Genomic DNA, 2205 nt, shown 5'->3' with positions numbered 1-2205 from the left:
ACCGATATCGCCATCCTGCATTCGGGCTTGTCCGAGCGCGAACGCAGCGAGGCCTGGCTGGATGCAGCGCGCGGAGAGGCGCGCGTCATTCTGGGCACGCGTTCCGCAATTTTCGTTCCCTTGCCCATGCCGGGACTGATCGTAGTCGACGAGGAGCACGATACCTCGTACAAGCAGCAGGACGGATTTCGCTACCACGCGCGCGACCTCGCCATCTTGCGTGCCAGGGCACTCGGCATCCCGGTTGTTCTCGGTTCGGCAACACCATCGCTGGAAAGTCTGGCCAACGTAGAAGCCGGGCGCTATCGCCTGCTCCCGCTGACCCGACGTGCAGGTTCCGCTCGTCCGCCTTCGCTGAAGATCGTGGACCTGCGCAACAAGAGGCTCGAACACGGCCTTGCCATCGGCACGCTTGAAGCGATTGCCGCATGTGTCGCACGCGATGAGCAAGTGCTGGTGTTTCGCAATCGGCGCGGCTATGCGCCGGTACTGTTCTGCCGCGGCTGTGGCTGGAGTGCGCAGTGCGCACGCTGTGACCGTCCGCTCACCGTGCACCGGGGTGCGGCACGATTGCGCTGCCACCATTGTGCCGCCGAGGCACGCATCCCCACGGCGTGTCCGGAATGCGCGAGCACGGCCCTCGCGCCGCAGGGGCAGGGCACCGAGCGCATCGAGGAAGTCCTCAAGGAGCGCTTTCCGGATGTCCCAATCCTCAGGGTGGATCGCGACAGCACGCGAACGCGCTCAGGGCGCGATGCGGTATTCGAGCAGCTCGATGTCGAGGGGCCCAGGATTCTGGTGGGAACGCAGATGCTGGCCAAGGGTCACGACCTGCCCAATCTGACTCTGGTGGTCGTGACCGGCGTCGACGAAGGATTGCGCAGCGTCGACTTTCGCGCCAGCGAACGGCTCGGTCAGCTGATCGTGCAGGTAGCCGGTCGTGCAGGTCGTGCCGATCGTCCCGGAAGCGTGATCCTGCAGACCCATCATCCCGATCATCCGCTGCTGCTCGCGCTGGTGGGCGGTGGCTATCCGGCCCTGGTACGCACTCTGATCAGTGAGCGTCGTGCAGCTGGCCTGCCGCCTTTCGCTCAGTTCGCACTGCTGCGTGCGGAGGCGAAAAACCTGTCGGACGCGAATGCGTTCCTGGCCGAAGCGGTCGCGCTCGCGAATTCGGCAGGGCAGGCCATCATGGCTCACGGTCCCTTGCCTGCACCGATGCCACGCCGCGCCGGATTCCAGCGAAGCCAGGTATTGATCGAGGCCGCCACGCGCAGCGCGATGCAGGCTTTCCTTCCCCAATGGCTGGAACCCATCCGCGCCTGGCCCAGTGCACGAAAAGTACGCTGGTCAATCGACGTCGATCCGGTCGAGATGGGCTGAGAAGCGGTTTTTGAACTTCCCGCAGCATGGCTGCTGCATGCGCTGGCGGATCATGATCTACGAATTGATGAAGCATGATTGGTTCGCCGACAACACCCTCGGATGACCGCGGTGATTTGCTTCCGACCATAAGCAGCTGTTCGAAAGTCCAGAAAGTCAGTTCAGGGTGTCCACTAAAGCGTAGGAACCATCCGGGAAGTCTCTTGAGAATAGTTAGGCGGCGATGTCCACATATTCGACATGGCTGCTGGGTGGCGGCACCGGCATTCCATCTTCGCGAAGCCCGTCTAGATGGAAAGCGATAGCTTCTCGAATTTGTGCCTCGGTCTCTTCCAGAGTGCTGCCGGTGGCGACACAGCCGGGAAGATCCGGCACATACGCGGAATAGTTGACTGCAGCCTTCTCGATTACGATTGCATAGCGCATGGGGCTTACCTCTTTAGTCCAGCTTGCTTGAGGATACTGTTGAGCGTGCCAGTAGCCAAATCGTCGCTCGGTTTGCCTGGGACAGTGACCCGACCAGGCTTGGCTGGGTGTTTGAATTGACGGTGACTTCCGCGAGTAGCCGCGAGGAACCAACCATCGTCTTTCAGTAAGCGAAGCAAGTCACTGACATTCATATAGCAAGCATATCTCGGAGCCGGGGGTGCCGCCTAACGCCGGAAATAAGCTACCGCTGAAAGCGGTCGGCTTGATTGAGTAAAAAGAGACTTCCCACATCCTACGGCCTCGAAGGCCATGATGGTAGTTCTACACAACCGTCAGCAGAAGGGGAAGTCTCCATGAATACTATATCCGCAGTGGCAGGCCTGGTGGGCGTTG

Annotated in this window: 3 protein-coding genes; 1 reads left to right on the top strand and 2 read right to left on the bottom strand. The window is 61.0% G+C overall.

Features of this window, described 5'->3' with window-relative positions; all coding sequences use genetic code 11:
• Positions 1-1383 (top strand): replication restart helicase PriA (priA, locus tag WBP53_RS16310; protein WP_423930808.1); only part of this gene is annotated, 1383 nt, incomplete at its 5' end.
• A gap of 213 nt (positions 1384-1596) precedes the next feature.
• Here the strand turns inward: priA and WBP53_RS16305 are convergent.
• Both WBP53_RS16305 and WBP53_RS16300 read right to left on the bottom strand, forming a co-directional pair.
• Complete coding sequence (locus tag WBP53_RS16305; RefSeq protein WP_423930807.1) at positions 1597-1809, bottom strand: type II toxin-antitoxin system HicB family antitoxin; 213 nt, start codon at positions 1807-1809, stop codon at positions 1597-1599.
• 5 nt (positions 1810-1814) lie between these two features.
• Complete coding sequence (locus WBP53_RS16300; protein WP_423930806.1) at positions 1815-2003, bottom strand: type II toxin-antitoxin system HicA family toxin; 189 nt, start codon at positions 2001-2003, stop codon at positions 1815-1817.
• Between the last annotated feature and the right edge of the window lie 202 nt (positions 2004-2205).

This window comes from Dokdonella sp., from assembly GCF_049593775.1.
Lineage (GTDB): Bacteria > Pseudomonadota > Gammaproteobacteria > Xanthomonadales > Rhodanobacteraceae > Dokdonella.
Note: the sequence above shows the minus strand (reverse complement) of the source record. Positions and strands in the feature narration are given on the sequence as shown.

Bases quoted from the DNA above. Each gene is read 5' to 3' on its own strand.
- WBP53_RS16305 (WP_423930807.1), bottom strand. From the start codon at position 1,809: ATGCGCTATGCAATCGTAATCGAGAAGGCTGCAGTCAACTATTCCGCG.
- WBP53_RS16300 (WP_423930806.1), bottom strand. From the start codon at position 2,003: ATGAATGTCAGTGACTTGCTTCGCTTACTGAAAGACGATGGTTGGTTC.